Source organism: Streptosporangium vulgare (assembly GCF_042428775.1).
GTDB lineage: Bacteria > Actinomycetota > Actinomycetes > Streptosporangiales > Streptosporangiaceae > Streptosporangium > Streptosporangium vulgare.
The window spans coordinates 565,636-586,406 of sequence record NZ_JBHMBS010000001.1 but is presented as its reverse complement, the minus strand read 5'-3'; the positions used below and the strand labels follow the sequence as shown (position 1 = coordinate 586,406).

Here is a 20,771-nt window from a genome sequence, read left to right as displayed (position 1 = left end):
GGGGGGAAGATGCACTACTTGACCGCTACCGAGATGATCGAACTGCTGCGTACCAGGCAGGTCGGCGCGGTCGAGCTGCTCGACGCGCACCTGCGGCGGATCGAGGAGGTCAACCCGCAGGTCAACGCGATCGTCACGCTGGTGGCCGAGCGCGCCAGGCGGGAGGCCGAGGAGGCCGACCGGGACCTGGCCCGCGGCCGGTGGCGGGGGCCGCTGCACGGCCTTCCGGTCGCGCACAAGGACCTGGCCGACACCGCGGGAATCCGCACCACGTACGGCTCCCCGATCTTCGCCGACCACGTCCCCCACGCCGACGCGCCGATCGTGCGGCGGATGCGCGAGGCCGGGGCGATCACCCTCGGCAAGACCAACACCCCGGAGTTCGGCACCGGCTCGCACACCGTGAACGAGATCTTCGGCGCCACCCGCAACCCCTACGACCTGTCGAGGTCGGCCGGGGGCAGCAGCGGCGGGGCCGCGGCGGCGCTGGCGACCGGCATGGTGGCGCTGGCCGACGGCTCCGACATGGGCGGCTCGCTGCGCAACCCGGCCTCCTTCTGCAACGTGGCGGGGCTGCGGCCCACCCCGGGGCGGGTCCCCTCGCCGTCGCCCGTCGCGGCCTGGTTCACCCTCGGCGTGCCGGGCCCGATGGCCCGTACCGCGGAGGACCTGGCGCTGCTGATGAGCGCGGTGGCGGGGTTCGACGTCGCCTCCCCCCTGTCGATCATCGGGAGCGGCTCCGCCTTCGCCGAGCCGCTGGACCTCGACCTGACCGGGCTGCGGGTGGCCTGGAGCCCTGACCTGGGCGGGCTGCCGGTCGACACGGAGACGGCGAAGGTCACCGCGGACGCCCCCGCCGCGCTCGCGGAGCTGGGCGCGCGGGTGGAGCGGGTGGACCTGGACCTGTCCGCCGCCGAGGACGCCTTCCGGATCTACCGGGCGTGGTACTACGCGCTCTCCTTCGGCGACCTGCCGCAGGAGAGCCTGGGAGCGAACGTGCGCTGGAACGTCGAGCGGGGCCGCGAGGTGACCGGCGCCGACCTGGCCCGCGCGGAACGGCTGCGCAGCGGCCTCTACCAGCGGATGAACTCCTTCTTCGACACCTACGACTTCCTGATCGCGCCGGTCAGCCAGGTGCCGCCGTTCCCGGTGGACGACCCGTACGTCTCGGAGATCAACGGGGAGGCGCTGCCCGACTATCTGGCGTGGATGCGCTCGGCCTACTGGGTCAGCGTGCTGCACGCCCCGGCGGCGTCGGTGCCGTGCGGGTTCACCCCCGGAGGGCTGCCGGTGGGCGTGCAGATCATCGGGCGCCCCTTCGCCGACATGGCGGTGCTGCGGCTGGCCCACGCGTTCGAACGCGCCACCGGCCACGGCTCGCGCAGACCGCCCCTCTGACCCGGCTCGCCGCCCCGGCCCGCTCTCCCACGCCTCCGCCCGCCAACCCGGCCACGCCGCCCCCGTACGTGATCTCGCCATCGGCCCCCCGCCCCCCCACCCCCCGGGAGCGCGGAGCGGCGGGCGCGCCTACCGGTCGCCGAGCCGGTCGCTGATGTCGTACGACGACAGCGGCCCGTAGGGGTCGTTCCCGCCGAACGGCCGGCGCAGCGGGGAGTCGCGGTAGCCCGCGATGCCCTCCAGGGCGAAGAAGAGACCGGCGGCCAGCGTCGGCCACGCGAACAGCACCCCCCTGGCGGTCAGCACCAGCGGCCCCGCGATCAGCGGCCTGGACGTCCCCGAGGCGGTGACGCTCACCGCCCCGAGATTGACCGTCTCCCCGATCACCAGCGCCAGGTACGCGCCGGCCAGCCCGCCCGCGGCCAGGCCCACCACCACCGGCAGCGGGCGGCCCCCGCGCGACACGCTGTAGCCGACGGCCCCGCAGAGGAGCCCGAGCACGCCGGTGATCACGGCGAACCAGCCGTCGGCGGCGATCAGCGCCTGGGTGGAGGGATCGGCCAGCAGCGGCCCGTCGCTCGTCGCGACGTACGGGGGGCGCGGCGCGGCGAGCGACCACAGGATCCCGGCGACGACCCCGGCCACTGCGAGCACCAGCACGGTGATCACAAAGTCACGCACGGCGCGCACCATGGTTCCCTCACCCTCTGTGCAGATGTGCCCGATGTTACATAGCCTTCGGCCCGGCGCCAGCCGAGGCTTCGACCGAATCCCGTTACTCTGGCGGTGTGAATGAAGAGGTATGGCTGATCGAACCCTCCGGGCCGCTCCGCGGTGATGTCGAGGTCCGCGGCTCCAAGAACGGCGTCTCCAAGCACATGGTCGCCGCGATGCTGGGCACCGGCGAGAGCACGATCCAGAACGCCCCCGACGTGGGCGAGGTGGGGATCACCGCGCAGATGCTGAGGGCGCTCGGCATCGACGTGGAGATCAGCTCAGGGGAGATCTCCGTCGCTCCGGGGAAGCAGATCAACCCGCACGTCCCCGCGGCGTTCACCGGTCTCAACAGGATCCCGATCCTGATGCTCGGCCCGCTGCTGCACCTGGCGGGCGAGGCGTTCGTGCCGCTGGTGGGCGGCGACCCGATCGGCCGCCGGCCCGTCGACTTCCACGTCGAGGCGCTGCGCGCGATGGGCGCCGAGGTCGAGGTGAGCGACACGGGGGTGTACGCCAAGGCCAAGCGGCTGCGCGGCACCCGGATCGAGCTGCCCTACCCCAGCGTCGGAGCCACCGAGACGATCCTGATGTCGGCGGTGCTGGCCGAGGGCAAGACCGTGCTCAAGGGCGCGGCGATGGAGCCCGAGGTGGTGGAGCTCGCCCTCTTCCTGCAGCGCATGGGCGCCCGCATCGAGCTGAGCCCCGACCGGCGCATCGTGATCGAGGGCGTGGAGCGCCTGCACGGCGCCTCCACCTGGCTCAACGGCGACCGCATCGAGGCGTTCTCCTACCTGGCGGCCGGTCTGATCACCGGCGGGCAGGTGCGGGTGCACGGCTGCCCCCAGGACCGGCTGGTGACCGCGATCACCACCCTGGCCAGGATGGGCGCCGAGGTCGACATCACCGACGACTACCTGTCGGCGTCCGCGCCGCACGGGCTGCGGGCCGCGGCGGTGCAGACCGACACCCACCCGGGGTTCATGACCGACTGGCAGACGCCTCTGATGGTGCTGTTCACGCAGGCCCAGGGCATGTCGGTGCTGCACGAGACGGTGTTCGAGAACCGCCTGGTCTACGTGCCCGCGCTGCAGAAGATGGGCTGCGAGATCGAGGTGTTCGACGTCTGCCTCGGCGGCCCCGCCTGCCGGTACCACGACACCAACGCCAAGCACTCGGCGGTCGTGCGCGGCGTGTCCAGGCTGAGCGGCGCCGACGTGACGCTGCCCGACATCCGGGCCGGGTTCTCGGCCGTGCTGGCCGCCGCCGCCGCCGAGGGCACCTCCACGCTGCGCGGGGTGCACCACATCGAGCGGGGTTACCACCGGCCGTTCGAGCAGTTCGCCTCGCTCGGGCTGAAGATCAGTCGAGAAAAGGTGCAGGACGGGTAAGGATTGGCAATCGGGCGTTTGTAGGTGATCACCCGGTCGCACGTTACTATGCGTGACATCGCGCCCAGAGGTGAGACGTGGTCCCGGCGCGTGCCTGCGCCGGCTGCTGGCCTGCGGGGTGTTCGGCGGGCTGCTCGCCGCCCTGGCCGCGCTGCCACTGGTCGGCACGGTCGGGCTCACCGTCAACAACGTCACGAGGACCCTCACCGACCTGCCCCCGAGCCCCCGGGAGAACCCGCTCCCCCAGCGCACCGTGCTGCTGGACAAGAACGGCGAGCGGTTCGCCCAGTTCTACACGGAGAACCGGACGGTCGTGACGCTCGCCCAGGTCGCCCCCGTCATGCGTGACGCGATCGTGGCGATCGAGGACTCGCGTTTCTACGAGCACGCGGGCCTGGACATCAAGGGCACCCTGCGCGCCCTGATCACCAACACCAAGGCGGGCGAGGTGCGGCAGGGCGGGTCCTCGCTCACCCAGCAGCTCGTGAAGAACATCCTGGTCGAGAACTCCGAGAGCGACACCGAGCGGGCCCAGGCCCGCGCGCCCAGCGTCCAGCGCAAGATCACCGAGCTGCGGTACGCGCTGGCGATGGAGCGCAAGTACAGCAAGGCCGAGATCCTGGAGCGCTATCTCAACATCGCCTACTTCGGCGCGGGCGCCTTCGGGGTGGAGGCCGCCGCCCAGCGGTTCTTCTCGGTCCCGGCCGCCCGGCTCACCCTGCCCCAGGCGGCGACGCTGGCGGGCGCGGTCCGCACGCCGTACGCCACCGACCCGTCGCTGGACGTCAGGCGCAGGGAGCGGCTGCGCGAGCGCAGGGACATCGTCCTGGACCGGATGGCCCAGCTGTCGTACGTCACCCCGGCGCGGGCCGAGGCCGCCAAGAGACGTCCGCTGGCCATCCGCCTCAAGCCGGAACCCGGCGGCTGCGAGGGCAGCGACTACCCCTACTTCTGCCTCTACGTGCACCGGGAGCTGCTGACCAACCCGGTCTTCGGCCCCACCCGCGCGGAGCGGGAGCGCCGCCTGGCCAGGGGCGGCATCGTGCTGCGCACCACCCTGGCGCCGAAGGCGCAGCGGGCCGCGCAACGCGCCATCGCCGCGCGGGTCGGCAGGAGGGACACCGAGGTCGCGGCCGAGGCCATGATCCAGCCGGGCACCGGGCGGATCCGGGCCATGGCGGCGAGCAAGCGGTACGGCAGCAACGCCGGTAACACCAAGAACGGCCCCGACACCACCTACAACCTGGCCGCGGACATGGCGCACGGCGGCGGCCAGGGCTTCCAGGCGGGGTCGACGTTCAAGGTGTTCACCCTGGCGACCGCGCTGGCCCAGGGCTGGCGGTTCGACCAGGGCTTCATGACGCCCGGCAGTTTCGTCCCCGACAGCGGTTTCGTCGACTGCAAGGGCCGCAAGGTCAACGACCCCAACGCGGAGATCTTCAACGCGAGCGGCGAGGGCACGGGCGGCCCGCAGAGCCTGTCCACCGGCACCTGGAAGTCGGTGAACATCTTCTACATGATGCTGGAGCAGCGGGTGGGCCTGTGCCCGGTCGTCACGACCGCCAGGGCGCTGGGCATCGCCCGTGCCGACGGCACCCCGCTGCGGGAGGTGCCGACCTTCACCCTCGGCGTGAACGAGATGGACCCGGTGACCGTGGCGGCCGCGTTCGCCGCGTTCGGGGCGCGGGGCCGCTACTGCCGCCCGATGGCCATCGCCGAGATCGTCGAGCGGGACGGCGGGCGCTTCAAGGTCCCGCCCAGTTGCGCGCGGGCGATCGAGCGCGACGTGGCCGACGCGGTCAACCACCTGCTGTCCGGGGTGTTCACCAAGGGCACCATGACCGGCCAGGACATCGGCCGCCCGGCCGCGGGCAAGACGGGCACCAACAACGGCTACACGTCGGCCTGGTTCGCCGGTTACACCCCCGACCTGGCCGCGGCGGTCAGCGTGGGCGACATCCGGGGCTCCTACCGCTACCCGCTGACCGACGTCGAGATCGGCGGCGAGTACTTCGGCGCGGTCCAGGGAGCCTCCCTGCCGGGACCGATCTGGGTCTCGTCGATGTCGGCGGCTCTCGACGGTACGCGCGAGCGCGGCTTCCACCACCCCGACATGGGCCGTTTCGGCGGCGGGTTCACCCCCGGCCTGGAGGAGGCCCTGGCCAGGGAACGCGAGGAGGAGGGCGCCGAGGGCACTGACGCCGACGGGCGTCGCGGCGCCCGAGGGGACCGCGGACGCCGCTTCCGCGAGGAGTACAGGTACCGAGACGGACCCGGTTACCGGGACGGACCCGGTTACCGGGAGGAGCGGCGCTACCGGCAGGAGCGGCGCTACCGCGGGAACGACACCCACCGCCGGTACCGCGCCCCCCACTGGCGCGACCGCCCACGCTGACCACCGGCCACCCCGTCTCCGCACCTGGACGCCGGTGGACCGGCCGGCCGACGCTCACCCGCCGGACCGGCGCCTGACCGGCGGGTGAGCACCTGATCGGTGGAGCGGCCGACCGGCGGATCACCGACCGGTCGGCGGACCGGCGGCCGGCCGGCGGGTCAGCGCTTGACCAGCACCTGCTGGGTCGGCAGGAGCACCGGAGGCCGGGAGCCCTTCGCCGTCGCCGCGGACGGCCCGCACAGCGCCTGCATGAAGTGGCTCCCCATCGCGTAGTCGATCGCGTGCGGCTGCGGGTAGCCGTTCGCGTCGAGCCGCTGGTACTTCATCAGGTTGAACCCCAGGGAGAGCTGGCGCCCGCCGTCCTGGCTGGACAGGGAGACCGTGCCCATGCCGAACACGGCCCCGTCGTGGCCCCAGAACCGGCCGCAGGGCAGGTCCTGGGCGTAGATGCCGAGACCGTAGTTCATGACGACGTTGCCCTCGGCATCGGTGACCGGCACCGTCGTCCGCATCTGGGCGAGCTGCGCGGGGGCGAGCAGCCCGCCGCCCAGCAGCTCCCGGTAGAACCGGTTGAGGTCCTCCATGGTCGAGACGACGGCGCCGGCCGTACTCGCCCACGACATGTCGTAGACGCTGTAGTCGCGCGGCGGGTCGATGTAGCCGTACAGCGCCTCGTACGCCTTGGAGTGCGGCCCGGGGATGACCGGGGTGCGCGGGAACGACGTGTCGCGCAGCCCGGCGGCGTGGATCACGTGACGGGTGATGTACGCCTCCGCGCCGGTGCCGGTCACCTTCTCCAGGAGCAGGCCGGCGATCACGTAGTTGGCGTTGGAGTACGACCACACCTGCCCCGGCTCGCCCGTGCGCGGTGCCTCCAGCGCGAACCTCACCAGCTCCGGCGGGCTGATCCTGCGGAACCGGTGCTCGTCGAGGCTCTGCGGGGACGCCTGGACGAGGGAGGGGAAGGCGCCCGCGACGTAGTCGCCGATGCCGCTGGTGTGGTTGAGCAGCATCCGGACCGTGGTCCGCCGGCCGAGGTCGTCCGGCAGCAGGCCGGGGAGATAGCGGGCGACGGGCGCGTCCAGTTCGACGCGGCCCCGCCCGACCTGCTGGAGGATCGCCACGGCCGTGAAGGTCTTGGTGATGCTGCCCACCCGGTGGACCATCCGGGGGTGGACGGGCCGCCGGGTCCGCACGTCGGCGACGCCCGCCGCCCCGAGCCACTTCGCCCCGCCGTCCCGGACGGCGGAGTAGGCGCCGTACATGCCGGCCTCGTGGACCGAGTCGAGGCTCCGCCGCAGCGCCTCGCGGTCGAGCCCGGTCTCCTGCCCGGCGGAGGCGGACGCGGGGACCGGTTCGGCGGACGCGGGAGGCGCGACGGTCCCGGTCACGAGTATCGCGCTCAACCCGAGGCCGGCGATCGTCCGCCCACGGTGGGGAGGTCGCGCGAGAGTCATCGGCTGTCAACTCCTCAGATCCGGAATGTACGACATGTCGATCATCGCAACTCCAGCCCGGCCCTCCCTCCTCACCGCGGACGACCTGTTCCTGGTCCGCCAGGACGAGAGCCGGGGGCGCGCCCCGATGCAAAATGTCACCTCGGGCGCGTACCGGGGGAGGGACCGTATCCCGGCGCTGTCGTACTCCCTCTCCCGCGGGTGTCCGCGCCCAGCCACAGACGTGCGCCGCGCCCGCCGCGCCGTCCCCGGCGCCGAGCGGCACCCGACACGGCCGGCGCCTCCTTGAGGCTCAGCGCGACACCGCCGGCGAGGACGCGCCCCGTGCCAGGAGAGCCGGGGTGCCGGAGCCGTCGGCGGGGACCGACCAGACGTCCGGCCCCTTGGCGTACATGACCGTGTGCCCGTCGAGCCAGGCGACCTGGTCGTCGACACTGGCGGGCTCGGCCAGGGGCGTCTCCCGCATGGTGGCCAGGTCCAGCAGGTGGAGCCGCCACATCCGGTCAGGATCGGCGGAGACGCGTTTCTTGAACACCAGGCGGGTCCCGTCGGGGGACAGCGACGGGCACTCGGCGTTCTCCCTGAGCGCGCGGGCCTGCCACCTGCCGTAGTCGCCCTCGACGAGGTACGTCCTCCCCTTGGTGGACACGGTCGCGTAGAACCTGTTGTCGTCGGCGGCGAAGGTGACCCCCCAGTAGTTCACGTCGGCGGCGTGGTGGCGGCGGCCGTTCAGGGTGAGCGGGATGTCCTCGATGTTGGTCACCGCGTAGCCGGTGCGGGTGTCCAGGATCCCGGTCCAGGTGGAGAAGCCGCCCTCGCTGTAGGACTCACCGGTGACGAACACCGTCCACGACGCCATCCGGCCGCTCTGCGACATCCCGGCCCGATTCGGGATGCCGGCCAGCTTGACCCGGCGGGTCTCCCGCATCGAGCGGTCGAGGATCACGGCGTGCGTGGTGACCACCGGTCCCGGCCGGGCCACCAGGCAGATCGAGGTCCCGCCGCCCGTGGAGAAGCGGTCACAGGCCGGGCCGCCGCCGACGGGCGCGGCGGAGGTGTCCCGCAGCGGCACCCCGGCGACCCGGCCGGTCGCCGTGCGGAACATCAGCTGCCCGGGACGGAGCACGCCGTCCTGTCCCGCCCGCGCCGGGGCGGGGTCGCGGCGCGCGGTCCAGGCGGCGTAGCCGGCCGCCGCGCCGCCGAGGACGGCGAGGGCGGCCAGCAGCACCAGCAGGCGGCGCACCGGGGTCACGGACGCCTCCCCGTCACCGGGCGGACGCCGGGGCGCCCACGTCAACGGCGGTTTCACACGTGCCTCCTCACGACGGACCAGGCGCCGAGCACGCACACCGCGAGCCCGGCGGCCATGGCGGCGAGCCCCTGCGTGCTCCCCCACACCGTCCAGACGGCGCCGAACAGGACCGAGGAGAACAGCCGGGCGGTCGCCTGGCCGGTCTGGAGCAGGGCCAGGCCGCTGGTACGCAGGTGGGCGGGGAGCATCGGCCCGGCCACGGCCATCAGCACGCCGTCGGTGGCGGCGTAGAAGACCCCGTGCAGGGCCAGCACCGCGACGAGCCATCCCGGCCCGATCAGCAGGAGGTAGGCGGCGATCAGCGCCACGTGCCCGGCCAGGAAGACCGGGATCCGGCCCAGCCTGTCGGCGAGGCGGCCGACGGGCACGGCCAGCAGGAGGTAGACGGCGGCCGTGCCGATCGGCAGCAGCGGGAAGTACTCGGCGCCGAACCCGCCGCGCTTCTGCAGCAGCAGGTAGACGAACGCGTCGCTGAGCGTGACCAGGCCCAGGGCCGCGGCCACCACGCACACCCGCCGGAACGCCGCGTCGCGCAGCAGTCCGAACGCCGCGCGCGGCGAGGTCGCCGACCGCGGACCCGGCAGCGGCATGCGCCGGTCGCGGACATACATGACCATAAGCAGGACGCCGAGCACGGCCACGCAGAAACTGACCACGAACACCGCGTCGTAGGCCCCGCCGGTGGCCGTCAGGACGGCGAACGCCACCAGCGGGCCGAGCAGCGCGCCGAAGGTGTCCATGGCGCGGTGCACGCCGAACGCCTGCCCGAGCCCGTCCGGCGGGACGCTCAGCGAGATCAGCGCGTCACGCGGAGCCGTCCGCAGCCCCTTGCCGGTCCGGTCCACGGCGATCACCGCGCCCAGCGCCGCGACGGAGCCGCCGGCGGCGAGCAGGGCCGGTTTGCAGAGCGCCGACAGCCCGTATCCGATGCCGGCGACCAGCTTGCGCCGCTGCCACCGGTCGGCGAGGTTGCCGCCGGCCAGCCGGACCAGCGCCGTCACCCCGAAGGAGAGCCCGTCCAGCAGGCCGAACTGCAGCAGGTTGAGACCGAGGGAGAGCGTCAGGTAGAGCGGCAGCACGGCCGTGACCATCTCCGAGGAGATGTCGGTGACCAGGCTGACCGCCCCGAGCGCGAGCACGTTCCCGGGGACCGCCCAGGAGAGCCGGGACCGCGGACGTGCTCCGTCCGCGGCCCGGCTTGCCGAGATGTACATCTAGTGGCAGGCGTAGGTGGGGCCGGTGTCCTTCACCGCGCCGTCGGTCCCGATGAGCTGCCAGGAGAACGCGGCGGGGGCGAAGGTCAGCTTGAGCACGCCGTAGACGCCCTGCAGCCGCCTCTGGCTGTTGGGCTGGACGTTCTCGATGTCGTACGGGGAGGCGCCGCCCATGCCGCCGAGGATCTCCACGATGCCGCCGGGGTCGGCCTGGGCGTCGGGGTTCTGCGGGGCGAACCGCTCGTAGTGGTGGTCGTGGCCGTTGAGCACCAGGTCGGCCCGGGCGTCGTAGAGGATCTTCCAGACCGGCCTGCTCACCGGGTCGTTGCCGTGCTCACCGGAGCTGAACAGCGGGTGGTGCCAGTAGGCGGCGATACAGCCCCTGGTGTTCGCGGCCAGGTCGGCCTTGAGCCAGTTGATCTGGGCCGCCTGGTCGAAATAGTTGGAGTCGAGGGCGATGAAGTGCCAGTTGCCCCGGTCGTAGCTGTAGTAGGTCTTGCCCTGCGGGGTGGCGAGGGAGCCGAAGTAGCCCTTGTATCCGGCGTAGGTGCCGGCCGGGTCGTAGGTCTCGTGATTGCCGGCGACCGGGCGCGTCTTGCTCTTGAACCTGCCCCAGGTCTTGTCGTAGTAGTTCTTGAAGTCCGACAGCCGGGCGTCGTCGTACTGGTTGTCGCCCATGGTGATGACGAACTCGGGGTTCATCGCCTGGACCTGCGCCGCCGTCTTGGGGTGGGCGCAGGAACTGGAGCTCGCGGTGCACTGGGCGGCGATGTCACCGGCCGCCGCGACGACGAAGGTCTCGCCCGGGGGCACCGTCGGGGTCGGGCTGGGCGTGGCGGTGCCGCCGCCGAACACCTGGAACTCGTACAGGGAGTAGCCGTACTCGGTGCCCCGGGCCGTGCCGTACATGCGGACGTAGCGCCCGGAGCCCGACAGGCCCGTCAGGTCGTCCTCGCCGCCGTCGCCGCCGGTGGTGGAGTGGATGGTCGTCCAGGTGGCGGCGTCGGCGGAGACCTGGATCTGGTAGGCCTCGCCGTAGGCGTCCTCCCAGAACAGCTTGACCCGGGAGATCGGGAGGACCGCGCCCAGGTCGACGCGGATCCACTGCGGGTCGCTGCCCTCCAGGGAGGCCCAGCGGGTCGAGGTGAGGTCGCCGTCGACCGCCTTGCCCGAGCTGTAGGAGGAGCCCTCCTTGGACGAGGAGGCGGCGGGCCTGCCCTGCGACAGCAGGGTCTCGGCCGCTTCGGCGCGGCCGGTGGCGACGAGGACGCCGGCGAGGAGGGCGGCGAACGCCACAAGGATCGGCAGGAGGTGGTGGGGGACGGATCGGGACGTCGTTGAAGACACGTGCTGTCTCCTGAGGGGACGAGAGGGAGGCCACGGCGCCGACCGCGGTGCCGTGCGAAACGCGGCCGGGGCAGCACATCTCTCGTAGTGAGCGCGTCACGTCCCCGTGGGGACGCCGCGCCAAGCCGCTCACCGGCATACTCGCAAGCGGCCGGGGGTGGTGTCAACGGAAGTTAGGAAGGTTTCCTAACCTGCCCTCGATTCTCAGGCCCCCAGGCAGGCGGGGCCGAGCAGCTGCTTCAGGTCGCCCATCAGGGCCGGGGACGGTGACACCCGCAGGCGGTCGTCGAGGCGCACGATGGTGGTCTTCGGACCGTTGTGGACCTGCAGGTGCACCTCGGTGGTGCCGGGGTGCGCGGTCAGCACCTCCTTGAGGCGGCCGACCACCGGCGGGGTGCAGCGGGCCAGGGCGAGGCTGACGGCGAGCGGGCCACCGGCCTCACGGGTCAGGTCGGGGGCCGTCACCTCCATCGCGATGATCTTCCCGACGTCCTCACGCTTGTCCAGGCGCCCCTTGACGAACACGATGGCGTCCTCGGCGAGCACCGTCGCGCAGAGCTGGTACGCGGACGGGAAGATCATCACCTCGATCGCGCCCTCCAGGTCCTCCAGCTGGGTCAGGACCCAGGTGTCGCCCTTCTTGGTGACCTTGCGCTGCAGGCCGCTCAGGATGCCGCCGACGGTGACGACCTGGCCGTCGGCACGGTGCTCGTCCTGCAGCGAGGCGATCGAGCAGTCGGCGCCGGAGGCGAGGATGTGCTCCACGCCGAAGAGCGGGTGGTCGGAGACGTACAGGCCGAGCATCTCCCGCTCGAACTGCAACAGGGTGTTCTTGTCCCACTCGCCCACCGGGATCTGCACGTCGAAGGTCTCGTCCTCGGCGCCCTCGACGGCGCCGAACAGGGAGTCCTGGCCCTGGGCCTCGTTCTTCTTGATCCCGATGATGCTGTCGACGGCCTGCTCGTGGATCATCACCAGGCCCTTGCGCACGTGCCCGAAGGAGTCGAAGGCACCGGCCTTGACCAGCGACTCGATGACCCGCTTGTTGCAGACCACCATGGGGACCTTGCGCAGGAAGTCCTTGAAGTCGGCGAAGCGGCTCTTCTCCCGGCGCGCGGCGATGATCCCGTCGACCACGTTGCCGCCGACGTTGCGGATCGCCGACAGGCCGAACCGGACGTCGGTGCCGCGCGGGGTGAAGTCGAAGTCGGAGTCGTTGACGTCCGGCGGCAGCACCTTGATGCCCATCCGGCGGCACTCGTTCAGGTAGAGGGCCGACTTGTCCTTGTCGTCCTTGACCGAGGTGAGCAGGCCCGCCATGTACTCGGCCGGGTAGTTGGCCTTGAGGTAGGCGGTCCAGTAGGAGACCAGGCCGTACGCGGCGCTGTGCGCCTTGTTGAAGGCGTAGTCGGAGAAGGGCAGCAGGATGTCCCAGAGCGTCTTGATCGCGGCCGCGGAGTAGCCGTTGTCCTTCATGCCCTGCTCGAAGGACTCGAACTGCTTGTCCAGCTCCGACTTCTTCTTCTTGCCCATCGCGCGGCGCAGCAGGTCGGCCTTGCCGAGCGAGAACCCGGCGACCTTCTGCGCGATGGCCATGACCTGCTCCTGGTAGACGATCAGGCCGTACGTCGTGCCGAGGATCTCCTGCAGCGACTCCTCGAACTCCGGGTGGATCGGGACGATCTCCTGCTGGCCGTTCTTGCGCAGCGCGTAGTTGGTGTGGGAGTTGGCGCCCATCGGGCCCGGCCGGTACAGCGCGCCGACGGCGGAGATGTCCTCGAAGTTGTCGGGCTTCATCAGCCGCAGCAGCGACCGCATGCCGCCGCCGTCCAGCTGGAACACGCCCAGGGTGTCGCCCCGGCCGAGCAGCTCGTACGTCTTGCGGTCGTCCAGCGGCAGCTTGAGCAGGTCGATGGCCTCGCCGGTGTTGGCCTCGATCATCTTCAGGCAGTCGTCGATGATCGTGAGGTTGCGCAGGCCGAGGAAGTCCATCTTCAGCAGGCCGAGCGTCTCGCAGGTCGGGTAGTCGAACTGCGTGATGATCACACCGTCGGAGTCGCGGCGCATGATCGGGATGTAGTCGGTCAGCACCTCCGCCGACATGATGACCCCGGCGGCGTGCACGCCGGTCTGCCGGATCAGGCCCTCCAGGCCCCTGCCGAGGTCCATCGCCGACTTGACGTCGACGTCCTCCTCGTACAGCCTGCGCAACTCGCCCGCCTCGTTGTAGCGCGGGTGGTCCTTGTCGAAGATGCCCGACAGCGGGATGTCCTTGCCCATCACCGCGGGCGGGAACGCCTTGGAGACCTTGTCGCCCAGCGCGTACGGGTGCCCCAGGACGCGAGCCGCGTCCTTGATGGCCGCCTTCGCCTTGATGGTGCCGAAGGTGGCGATCATCGCGACCTTGTCGGCGCCGTACTTCTCCGTCACGTAGCGGATCACGTCGCCGCGCCTGCGCTCGTCGAAGTCGATGTCGACGTCGGGCATGGAGACGCGGTCGGGGTTGAGGAACCGCTCGAAGATCAGCCCGTGCGGCAGCGGGTCGAGGTCGGTGATGCCCAGCGCGTACGCGGCCAGCGAGCCGGCGGCCGAGCCTCGCCCGGGGCCGACCCGGATGCCGTTGTTCTTGGCCCACATGATGAAGTCGGCGACCACGAGGAAGTAGGAGGGGAACCCCATCTGCAGGATGACGCCCATCTCGAACTCGATCTGCGCGCGGTGCTCCTCGTCGACGCCCTCGGGGAAGCGCCGCTCCATGCCCGACCAGATCTCCTTGCGGAACCAGCTCTCCTCGGTCTCCCCCTCGGGCAGCGGGAAGGTGGGCATCAGGTTCTTGAAGCCGAACATGCCGCTCGGGTCGACCTTCTCGGCGACCAGCAGGGTGTTGCGGCAGCCCTCGGCCCACAGGTCCGAGGAGTCGACGGCGCGCATCTCGTCGGCGTTCTTGATGTAGTAACCGCTGCCGTCGAAGCGGAAACGGTCGGGGTCGGACAGCTGCTTGCCGGTCTGGATGCACAGGAGCGCGTCGTGCGAGGTCGCGTCCGACTCGTAGGTGTAGTGGGAGTCGTTGGTGACCAGCGGCGGGATGTCCAGCTCGCGTGAGATGCGGGTCAGGCCGTCACGGACCCGGCGCTCGATGTCGAGCCCGTGGTCCATGATCTCCAGGTAGTAGTTGTCCTTGCCGAACAGCTCCTGGAACCTGGCCGCCGCCGCGACCGCCTCGTCGTACTGGCCCAGGCGCAGGCGGGTCTGCACCTCGCCCGACGGGCAGCCGGTGGTGGCCATCAGGCCCTCGGCGTGCTCGGCGAGGATCTCGGCGTCCATCCGGGCCCACTTGCGGACGAAGCCCTCGGTGTAGGCGCGCGAGGAGAGCTTCATCAGGTTGCCCAGACCCGTGGCGTTCTTCGCCCAGATGGTCATGTGGGTGTAGTAGCCACCCGCGGAGACGTCGTCGCGCTTCTGGTGCGGCTCGCCCCACAGCACCGGCTTCTTCTGGTGCCGGGAGGCCGGGGCGACGTAGGCCTCGATGCCGATGATCGGCTTGATCCCGGCCCCGGTCGCCTGCTTGTAGAAGTCGTAGGCGCCGTGCATGTTGCCGTGGTCGGTGATCGCGATGGCGGGCATGCCCAGGTCACCGACCTGCTTGAACATCTGCTTCAAACGGGCGGCTCCATCCAGCATGGAGTATTCCGTGTGAACGTGCAGATGCACAAACGAGTCTGACATGCGGCCCCGTCCTCCCCTAGTCGCACCGTCGGCGGGGAAAGCGTATCCAAATCTGAGTTTCGAAAGTGACTCATGCGCTTCGGGTGTCACTCCGGATCGCCTCTCCCCCGCGACGCCCCGGACCTCCCGGCGCGAGGTCTACCCTTGACCCATAGTACGAGTAACGATATATATCGCCTATGGCGCTACGCGAGCAGAGTTACCTGATCCTGCTGGCCCTGTCGGAGGGCCCGCTGCACGGATACGGCGTGATCAAGACGGTGCGCGAGCTGTCGGAGGGCCGCGTGCGGCTCGGCGCGGGCACCCTCTACGGCGCCCTGGACCGGCTCTCGGGAGAGGGCCTGATCGGCGTGGTCAAGGAGGAGGTCGTCGACGGCCGTCACCGGCGCTACTACGACCTCAGGGGCGAGGGGCGCACGGTCCTGGCCGAGGAGACCGCCCGGCTGACCCGCCTCGCCGCCACCGCCCGGCAGCGGCTCAACCTCCTGCCGGGCGCCCTGTGACCCGGGCGACCCTGTGACCCGGGCGACCCGGCACCGGCCGGTCCCGGGCCGTCCGGTTCTGAGCCGCCCGGTCCCGGATCACTCAGTCCCGGGGGGCTCAGTCCTGGGTCGCCGACCGGCGCTCCTCGGCGAGGTGGAGGCCCGCCTCGATGACGGCGTTCATGATGGGGGCGAGCCTGGCCTCGCCCAGGACGGGGGCGCGGCGGGCCATCTCGGCGACCAGCCGCCGCTCGCGATCGGCGTCGCGACCGGCGAAGCCCCCGACGGGCTTGAGACGCTGGATGGTCCCGGCCAGCTCGGCGCGGCGCTCCAGGAGGACGGCGAGGGCGGCGTCGACGCGGTCGATGGCCTCACGGGCGGCGCGCACCGAGTCGGGGGTCTCCCTGCGGGTGAGGGCACCGACGATCTTCACGGCCTCGCGCGCGGCCAGCGTGTCCCGCTCGGTGGCGGCGGGGTCGAGGAGCAGGCCGTCGGCACCGGCGGCGATCGCCGCGGCGGCCAGCGCGGGGTCGGCGCCGAGGCCGGCCAGCACGGGACGCCCCGACCTCTCGCACGCGGCGCGCAGCAGGGCCAGGTCGAGAGCGGCGCCCCCCGGGTAGGCGTGGCCGCCGCCCTCGCAGAGCACGATCCCGTCGTTGCCCTCCGCCGCACAGTGACCGGCGGCCTCCAGCCACTCCTCCAGCGTCGCGCGGGGATCGCGCTGGACGAGCACCGGCAGGCCGAGCCCGGCGGTGGCGCGTACCAGCCCCGAGTCGCGCATCCAGGCCGCGCCGACCACCGCGCCGTCGGCACTCTCGGCGATCAGCGGCAGATCCTCCGCCGAGGACGGCTCCACCAGGACCGGCCCCGCCCCCTGGGCGCGGGCCTCCGCCACGGACGCGGCCACGGAGGCTCTCGCGCGGCCGCGGCCTCGGTGGTCTCGCAGGCTGATCCAGTGGGCGTCCGCGCCGGGCCCGCCGATCACCACGGCCGGTCCGGCGCCCACCGTGAGCGCGCCCAGCCGTACCGCCGCGCGTTCCGGATGGGCCGCGTGCCGTGCGGTGGACGACATGAGGCTCCCATGTTCGGCCGACGCGCGTCCCGCGAGCCGGCGGCCGTTCGGAAAGGGACTTCGGACAGAGAAAGAGGCAGAGACTTCGCGTCTCCGCCTCGTGCCTGCTCCGGCCGGTCGCTAGTTCAACCCTGTCACGATCGGCTCTCCGGAGCCGAGTCATTGGACACAAAGTGACAGGTCATGCGGCCAATCTTAGGTCATCTTCCCGACATCTGCCACGTACTGGACATCGGATCTCAAGATATGGACCTTTCCAGACGCGGGTGAGTCGATCACTTTACCGGGCTATGAGAGTATTCGGGGGTTCAGAAGGAGGTAAGCCGGTTGATGGCCGAAGCACAGCCCGAGGGGCGCCGTATCGCCTCCCGCTACCACCTGCTCGAAGCCATCGGCCGGGGTGGCATGGGCATCGTGTGGCGGGCCCATGACGAGCTCCTCGACCGTGAGGTCGCGATCAAGGAGGTCCGCTACGCCGACATGCTCGGCGAGGACAACCAGGAGGACTTCAACCGGCGCACCAAGCGCGAGGCGCGTGCCGCCGGGCGTCTGACGCACCCGAACGTGGTCGTCGTCCACGACGTCGTCGAGGAGGACGGGCGTCCCTGGATCGTCATGCAGCTGGTGGAGTCGCGCTCCCTCGGCAAGGTGCTGCGCCAGGACGGGCCGCTGCCGCCGCGCCGGGTCGCGGAGATCGGCCTCAAGCTGCTGGAGGCGCTGCGCGCCGCCCACGCGCAGGGAGTGCTGCACCGCGACGTCAAGCCGGAGAACGTGCTGCTGGCCGACGACGGCCGGGTGGTGCTCACCGACTTCGGCATCGCGACCCTCGAGGCCGAGACCGCGCTGACCATGACCGGCATCGCGGGCACCCCCGCGTTCATCCCGCCGGAACGCATCAAGGGCGGCAGCGCCCAGCGCGAGTCCGACCTGTGGTCGCTCGGCGCGACCCTGTACGCCGCCGTCGAGGGCAAGCCCCCGCACGACCGGGGCGGGGCGCTGCCCACCATGCACGCCATCCTGAACGACGAGCCCGAGCCCCCGGCCCACGCCGGGCCGCTCACCCCGGTCCTCGAAGGGCTGCTCCGCAAGGATCCGGCGCTGCGCATGCCCTACAAGGAGGCCGAGCGGCTGCTGCGCCGGGTGGCCGAGGGCGAACGGGACCGGCCCGCCAGGACCGCCGTCATGCCGGCCGTGAGCCCGGCGGACGAGACCGACCCCGGGATCGGTTTCCAGCCCGGCGCCGTCCCCGAGACGGGCGCGAAACTGGACGCCGTCCCCCCGGGTTCGAAGAAGGACGCCCCTCCCCCGCCCGCGCGGCGCGAGGAGCAGCCGAAGGCCGCCCCGAAGGCGCCCGCCGCGGGCGCACGGCAGGAGCCCGCCCCCGCGGCGGCGGCCGGGTCCGTAGCGAAGAGCGGGAAGGCCGAGAAGGCACCGGAGAAGGACGCACCTGCCGCGAAGGGCGGCCGGGCTTCCGGGGCCGGAGCCCCCGCTTCGGACGCCGGAGCGGGTTCACGGGTCTCGGAGCAGGTCTCCAAGCAGGACTCGGAGCAGGCGTCCGACGCGGAAACGGACCCAAAGGCGAGCCGTCCCGCCGCCGAGGGTACGCCCGTTCCCCCGGCTGCCCCCGCCGGGTCCGCGCCCCCGATCCTGGCCAGGTTCGCCCCCAAGCCGAGGCCCGCCACCACCCCGAAGCCCGAGCCCACCCCGGAGCCCAAGCCCGAACCCCCGATCCTGGCCAGGTTCGCCCCCAAGCCGAGGCCCGCCACCACCCCGAAGCCCGAGCCCGCCGACGTCGCGCCGGCCCGCGAGGCGAAGCCGGGCGCGGCGCCCTCCGCGTCCCCCGGCGCGGTGGCTCCGGGCGCCACGGCCGGGACGGCCGGGAAGAGGCCCGCGCCACAGGCGAGCCGTGAGAGCGCCCCGCCGGCCGGGGAACCGGAAGCCGCGCGGCAGAAGCCCGCCGCGCGCCCCAACCCCTTCCCGCCCGTGGGACGCGAGCCCGCGCCGAGACCGGAACCCGCCGCGGAGCCCGTCTCCGCCTCCAGGGCCGAGCCCGCCTCGCGCGAGGAGCCCTCGCCCCCTTCCCACGCGGGGGACGACGGCGCCTACTCCGGGAACCACGACACGCTCGCCTCGCGAGGGCCGGGTGGCTCCCCGATGAGGCGGGGGCTGCTGGTGCTCGTGCCCGCGTTGCTGATCGTCGGCGGGATCGCCGGCTGGCTCGGCATGCGCAGCGGCGACGGTGAGGAGACCCCGCAGGCCAGGTCGGGCGAGCCGAGCGCGTCCAGCGCGTCGAACGCCCCGAGCGGTACCGCCGAGACGACCCCCGAGAGCTCGCCGGACCCGGAGACGTCGCCGTCCTCCTCGGCCTCCTCCTCGGAGTCGCCTTCGGCGTCCCCCTCGTCCAGCCCGAGCCCCACCAAGACGGAGAAGAAGTCCGCCCTGCCCTCCGGCTGGCGGATGCACAAGGACGGCAACGGCTTCTCGATCGGCCTGCCCAAGGGGTGGGCCGTGGACCGGCGGCCCGGCCAGCAGGTGTGGTTCCGCGGCCCCGACCGGGTGAGCTACGTGATGGTCGAGTACGTCGACAAGGCGGGCCCCGACCCCAAGCAGGACTGGCTCGACTACGAACCGTCCGTCCGAAGCCGATTCAACGGCTACGAGCGGATCCGGATCGCGAACGTCAAGTACATGGAGAAGGCCGCCGACTGGGAGTTCACCTGGAACACCAGCTCAGGCAAGGCTCGCGTGATCAACCGGGGGTTCGTCACCAAGGGCGGCCGGGGGTACGCGATTTACTGGCATACCCTGGCCAAGGACTGGAAGAAGAACATGCGTCTCTTCGAAGGGTTCACCGCGACCTTCTCCTCGAAAAAGTGAGCGGAGTTCTACCGCCTGCGGTCAATGAGGTGATCCCAGCGAGACCAGGCCGAGCATCTGCGATGTTCTGCCGCCAAGTGTCATTGGCGCGTACGAACCGGGATACGGCGCGATGTCCCTAAAATGAGCGTGGAGCCCCGTTTCGCAACCGCACCGACCCGCGCCATGGGGCATCTCACCGTCTATCGCTACCAAGGTTTCGTCACCCATCAGCCCCGACCGGCAGCCACCCACCAAGCCCTGAACGATCCCGCTGACAGTCACCGAGATCAAACGCCTGTTCAATGCCACGGCCACCCATATGTTGTCGTTAGGGCACATCGCCCGCCGGTCGGCCTGGCGCCACCGCCATCAAGCACGCGTTCGCTGGTTTCACCGCCGCGCCCGCCTGACCACCGCGCATACCCGGCTCAGCCAACAAATGGCGGCCGCCATACCAGTGAAGTTCATATGAGGCCGATCCCGAACTGGAGAAGCTTCCCTATTTTCAAGCCTTCAAAAAATATTCCATTTCAAAGAATGGACGCCCCGTTCAATTCATCTGACCGCCCGACCCCATGGGCGTCATGCCCCGCCTCGAATTTCTGATGACTCTCGATCGACCTGGAGATTCGACTCACTGGCCACGGCCCACTGCAGAGAAAAACCACCTGCACGCCTGCGGCCATCGCGCCGCCTTCGGATGCACACACCGAGGCAACACGCGATGGCCACAGCCACACCCTTTCAGCCGGCGAGGGCACGAACCCTCACGGGAGCATCAGGGGAATCAGATCAGAAGGGTGCGTTGTACCAGCCACGACACGAGACGTTGTTCTCGCAGATTCGCGCTCTCGACACGATGCCGATCTCGCCCTGCCCGCAACCGCCGCCGCCCCCGTCCAAGTCCCAGAGCTTATAAGTGCCCGGGACCCCATATAGCTGATACTCCAGATAGACGGCGTTACCTGCCTCCTGGTCACAGACTTCGGCATATATGACACCACCTCCGACATCATCAAGATATGCGTAGTCGGATTCGTGATACATAATCGTGGTGGCACTTGCGGGCGTCGAGAAGGCCACCAGAGAACAGATGATGGCGATGGTGGCGAGAATCGCGCTCAGAACATGTTTTTTCATATCTAAAATATAATAAACAAATAATCGATCATCAAGACTTGACATTTACCTTAAAGTAATGTAAGCGTCAAGCTGACAAGAAACTTCATATCGACACAGAACGCAACACGAAATTAACTCTCTGCTACCTTAAACTACCGAAGCCGAGCCTTTTCTATGACTCGGCTATCATGGACAAATCTTAAAGAATAGCCGACAAGAAACGTCTCAGGTTGAGTACGTCAGGACTGTCGCGCTTGTCACCGCTCTAGGGCGCGGTTGTCG

General features: G+C 70.8%; 13 protein-coding genes. 5 read left to right on the top strand and 8 right to left on the bottom strand.

Annotation, left to right across the window (positions count from 1 at the left end):
* The first annotated feature begins 9 nt into the window (after positions 1-9).
* On the top strand, positions 10-1,398 hold the full coding sequence (locus ACFFRH_RS02530; protein ID WP_344744422.1) for an amidase: 1,389 nt from the start codon (positions 10-12) through the stop codon (positions 1,396-1,398).
* A 129-nt stretch (positions 1,399-1,527) separates the two neighbouring features.
* On the opposite strand, the gene ACFFRH_RS02525 is transcribed toward ACFFRH_RS02530, so the two are convergent.
* Entirely contained in the window at positions 1,528-2,079 is a 552-nt protein-coding gene (locus ACFFRH_RS02525) for a hypothetical protein (protein ID WP_386153787.1), read from the bottom strand.
* 107 nt (positions 2,080-2,186) lie between these two features.
* On the opposite strand from ACFFRH_RS02525, the gene murA reads away from it, so the two are divergent.
* Together murA and ACFFRH_RS02515 are read left to right on the top strand one after the other, a co-directional pair.
* Positions 2,187-3,503, top strand: a complete 1,317-nt coding sequence (gene murA, locus ACFFRH_RS02520) for a UDP-N-acetylglucosamine 1-carboxyvinyltransferase (protein ID WP_344744426.1) — start codon at positions 2,187-2,189, stop codon at positions 3,501-3,503.
* 52 nt (positions 3,504-3,555) lie between these two features.
* Entirely contained in the window at positions 3,556-5,898 is a 2,343-nt protein-coding gene (locus ACFFRH_RS02515) for a transglycosylase domain-containing protein (protein ID WP_386153784.1), read from the top strand.
* Between the two features lie 158 nt (positions 5,899-6,056).
* On the opposite strand, the gene ACFFRH_RS02510 is transcribed toward ACFFRH_RS02515, so the two are convergent.
* The 5 genes from ACFFRH_RS02510 to dnaE all read right to left on the bottom strand — a co-directional run bounded on the left by ACFFRH_RS02510 (position 6,057) and on the right by dnaE (position 14,954).
* Positions 6,057-7,355 (bottom strand): serine hydrolase domain-containing protein, encoded by a 1,299-nt coding sequence (locus ACFFRH_RS02510; RefSeq protein ID WP_386153781.1) that lies wholly within the window; start codon positions 7,353-7,355, stop codon positions 6,057-6,059.
* Between the two features lie 292 nt (positions 7,356-7,647).
* Positions 7,648-8,664, bottom strand: coding sequence for a TolB family protein (locus ACFFRH_RS02505; protein ID WP_386153779.1), 1,017 nt, complete (start codon positions 8,662-8,664; stop codon positions 7,648-7,650).
* Positions 8,661-9,881 (bottom strand): MFS transporter, encoded by a 1,221-nt coding sequence (locus tag ACFFRH_RS02500; protein WP_386153776.1) that lies wholly within the window; start codon positions 9,879-9,881, stop codon positions 8,661-8,663. Before ACFFRH_RS02500 ends, ACFFRH_RS02505 begins: the two co-directional genes overlap by 4 nt.
* Positions 9,882-11,228, bottom strand: a complete 1,347-nt coding sequence (locus ACFFRH_RS02495) for a discoidin domain-containing protein (RefSeq protein WP_344744432.1) — start codon at positions 11,226-11,228, stop codon at positions 9,882-9,884.
* A 204-nt stretch (positions 11,229-11,432) separates the two neighbouring features.
* Entirely contained in the window at positions 11,433-14,954 is a 3,522-nt protein-coding gene (dnaE, locus tag ACFFRH_RS02490; RefSeq protein ID WP_344744434.1) for a DNA polymerase III subunit alpha, read from the bottom strand.
* 179 nt (positions 14,955-15,133) lie between these two features.
* Between dnaE and ACFFRH_RS02485 the strand changes: the two genes are divergently transcribed.
* A complete protein-coding gene (locus ACFFRH_RS02485; RefSeq protein WP_386153771.1) occupies positions 15,134-15,457 on the top strand; it encodes a PadR family transcriptional regulator in 324 nt (107 codons plus the stop codon).
* A 97-nt stretch (positions 15,458-15,554) separates the two neighbouring features.
* Here ACFFRH_RS02485 and ACFFRH_RS02480 read toward each other — a convergent pair whose 3' ends face one another.
* Positions 15,555-16,508, bottom strand: coding sequence for a chorismate mutase (locus ACFFRH_RS02480; RefSeq protein WP_386153768.1), 954 nt, complete (start codon positions 16,506-16,508; stop codon positions 15,555-15,557).
* Between the two features lie 330 nt (positions 16,509-16,838).
* On the opposite strand from ACFFRH_RS02480, the gene ACFFRH_RS02475 reads away from it, so the two are divergent.
* Entirely contained in the window at positions 16,839-19,385 is a 2,547-nt protein-coding gene (locus ACFFRH_RS02475; protein WP_344744438.1) for a serine/threonine-protein kinase, read from the top strand.
* A 774-nt stretch (positions 19,386-20,159) separates the two neighbouring features.
* On the opposite strand, the gene ACFFRH_RS02470 is transcribed toward ACFFRH_RS02475, so the two are convergent.
* Entirely contained in the window at positions 20,160-20,552 is a 393-nt protein-coding gene (locus tag ACFFRH_RS02470; RefSeq protein ID WP_344744439.1) for a hypothetical protein, read from the bottom strand.
* Positions 20,553-20,771: the final 219 nt, after the last annotated feature.